Source organism: Streptomyces sp. SID486 (genome assembly GCF_009865385.1).
Classification (GTDB): Bacteria; Actinomycetota; Actinomycetes; order Streptomycetales; family Streptomycetaceae; genus Streptomyces.
Map to the genome: position 1 here is coordinate 1 of NZ_WWJT01000783.1, position 3,210 is coordinate 3,210.

1 protein-coding gene is annotated in these 3,210 nt (G+C 73.5%); it reads right to left on the bottom strand.

Features of this window, described 5'->3' with window-relative positions:
• The coding region (locus tag GT045_RS36955) for a non-ribosomal peptide synthetase (protein ID WP_161336888.1) at positions 1-3,210 on the bottom strand (3,210 nt) is incomplete at both ends.

Genomic DNA, 3,210 nt, shown 5'->3' on the forward strand with positions numbered 1-3,210 from the left:
AGCCGCTGCTGCCACAGCGCGTAGTCGGCGTACTGGACCGGCAGCGGCTCCCAGTCGGGTGCCCTCCCCTCGGTGCGGGCCGCGTAGGCGTCGGACAGGTCGCGGAAGAGGGGGCCGTTGGACCAGCCGTCGGAGGCGATGTGGTGGATCACCAGCGAGAGCACGTGCGCCTGCCGGCCCAGCCGGAACAGGCGTACCGCGAAGGGCGGTTCACCCGACAGATCGAAGGTGCGCGAGGCCTCCTCGTGGAGCAGCCGGGTCACGTCCCGCTCGGTCGTGTCGGTGAGCGGCAGTTCCACCGGGCCGCCCGGCAGGACGTGCTGGTGGGGGCTGTTCTCGTGGACCGGGTAGACCGTGCGCAGGCTCTCGTGCCGCATGACCAGGTCGGTGAGCGCCAGGCGCAGGGCCTCCCGGTCCAGTTCGCCGGTCAGCCGCAGGGCCATCGGGATGTTGTACGTCGCCGACGGGCCCTCCATCTGGTCCAGGAACCACAGCCGCTGCTGGGCCGAGGACAGCGGTATCCGCTCGGGGCGCTCCTGCGGCGCGAGGGCGGGCCGCCGTGTCCCGCCGCCGGCCGCGGTGAGCCGCTCGGCGAGCTGGGCGACCGTCGGGTGCTGGAACAGGTCCCGGATGGTGATCTCGGCGTCCCACACGGCACGGATCCGGCTGATGAGCCGGGTGGCGAGCAGCGAGTGGCCGCCGCGGCGGAAGAAGTGGTCGTCGATGGTGGCCGACGGCAGCCCGAGCACGGCCGCGAACAGCCCGCACAGCACCTCCTCGGCGAGGGTGCGCGGCGCCCGCCCGCCGGTGTCGGTGCTCTGCCTGGGCGCGGGCAGCGCCCGCCGGTCGATCTTGCCGTTCGGGGTCAGCGGCAGTGCGTCGAGGACCACGAACGCCGACGGGACCATGTACTCGGGCAGGGCGGCGGAGATCTCCCGCTGCACGTCCTCCCCGTCCAGCCGGACGTCCTGCGCGGCGACCAGGTAGGCGACGAGCCGCTTGTCGCCGGGCCGGTCCTCGCGGACGGTCACCGTGGCCTGCGCGACGGCGGGGTGGGCGGTCAGCGCGGTCTCGATCTCGCCCGGTTCGATGCGGAAGCCGCGCAGCTTGACCTGCTGGTCGGCCCGGCCGAGGTACTCCAGGGAGCCCTCGTGGTTCCAGCGGACGAGGTCGCCGGTGCGGTACATGCGCGCGCCGGAGGGACCGTAGGGGTCGGCGACGAACCGTTCCGCCGTCATCCCGGGGCGGTTGAGGTATCCCTGGGCGAGCCCCGCGCCGGCGATGTACAGCTCCCCCGGGGTGCCCGGCGGCACCAGCCGCAGCGCCGGGTCCAGGACGTACAGCCGGTGGTTGTCGAGCGCCTCGCCGATCGGGACGGTGCCCGGGTAGTCGAAGGGGCGCCGGATGCGGTGGGTGGCGGCGAAGGTGGTGGTCTCGGTCGGGCCGTAGCCGTTGACGACGGTGGTGTCCGGGCAGTGCTCGTGGATACGGCGTACGGCCTCGGGCGGTACGACGTCACCGCCCGCCCACACCTCGCGGACCCCGGCGAAGGCGTCGGGCGCCTCCTCGGCCATCACCCGGAACAGTCCGGCGGTCAGCCACATGCTCGTGATGCCGTGGGTGTCGATCAGCCGGCGGTAGCCCGCCGGGTCGAGGTGCCCGCGCGGTGCGACGACGAGGGTGCCGCCGTTCAGCCACGGCACCCAGATCTCGTACGTCGACGCGTCGAACGCGGCCGGCGAGTGGAACAGCACCCGGCGGTGGTGGCCGCCCCGGTACCTGGTCTGGGCGGCGAGGTCGGCGACGTTGCGGTGGGTGACGGCGACGCCCTTCGGGACTCCGGTCGAGCCCGAGGTGAACATCGCGTACACCGGCTCGTCGGGGTGCACGGCCGGCACCGGCGCGGTGGCCGGCAGACCCGCCGGGACCGAGGTGCCGTCCAGCACGACGACCCGGGCCGTGGTGGCGGCGGCCACCGGGTGGTCGGCCAGCGCCTCGTCGGTGAGCAGCACCGGGGCCGCGGTGTCGGTGAGGATCTGGGTCAGCCGGGTGTCCGGGTCGGTGGTGTTCAGCGGCGCGTAGACCGCACCCGCCTTCACCACCGCCAGCAGGGCGGTGAGCAGTCCGGCCGACCGCTCCATCAGGACGGCGACCACGTCACCGCGCCCGATGCCGAGGCCGATCAGGTGGTGGGCGAGCCGGTTGGTCAGCTCGTCCAGCTCGCGGTAGCTGAAGTCCTGGTACTCGTCGACCATCGCGACCGCGTCCGGGGTGCGGGCGGCCTGCGCGGAGAACAGCTCGGCCAGGCTCGCGTCCGGGGTACCGGTGACCGGTCCCGCCCACTCCTCCAGGAGCTGCCGGCGCTCGTGCTCACCGAGCAGGTCGAGAACGGACAGCGGAGTGTCCGGCGAGGTCAGCACCGACTCCAGCAGCCGCCGCAGCCGGGCCATGAGGGCGTCGATCGTACGGGCCTCGTACAGGTCGGTGGCGTACTCGATGGTGATGTCCAGGCCGTGCGGGCGCCCGTCCCGGGTGCGGTGCTCGGCGAAGCCGAAGGTCAGGTCGAACTTGGCGATCTGCAGCTCGTTGTACTCGGTCCGGGCGTCCAGGCCGGGGAAGCCGACCGTGTCCGAACCGGCCTCGCCCAGGGTGAGCATCACCTGGAACAGGGGGTGCCGGGAGGCGGACCGCTCCGGGTTGAGCACCTCGACCAGCCGGTCGAAGGGCAGGTCCTGGTGGTTCCAGGCGGCCAGGTCGGTCCTGCGCACCCGGTCGAGCAGCTCGCGGAAGCTCGGGTCGCCGCTCAGGTCGGTGCGCAGCACGAGGGTGTTGACGAAGAAGCCGACCAGGCCGTCCAGCGCCTCGTCGATCCGGCCGGAGACCGGCGAGCCGAGCGGGACGTCGGGTCCGGCCCCGGAGCGGGACAGCACGGTCGCGACCGCCGCCTGCACCGCCATGAACAGGGTGGCCCCCGACTCCCGGGCCAGGTGGGTCAGTCCGGTGTGCAGCTCGGCCGGCAGGTGGTCGGTGCACAGACCGCCGCGGTAGGAGGCGGCGGCCGGGCGGGGCCGGTCGGCGGGGAGCGTGGCCTCCTCCGGCAGGTCCGCCAGCGCCTCGTGCCAGAAGGCGAGTTGCCGTGAACCGGCGCTGTCCGGGTCGTCGGCCTCGCCGAGCAGCTCCTGCTGCCACAGCGTGTAGTCGGCGTACTGC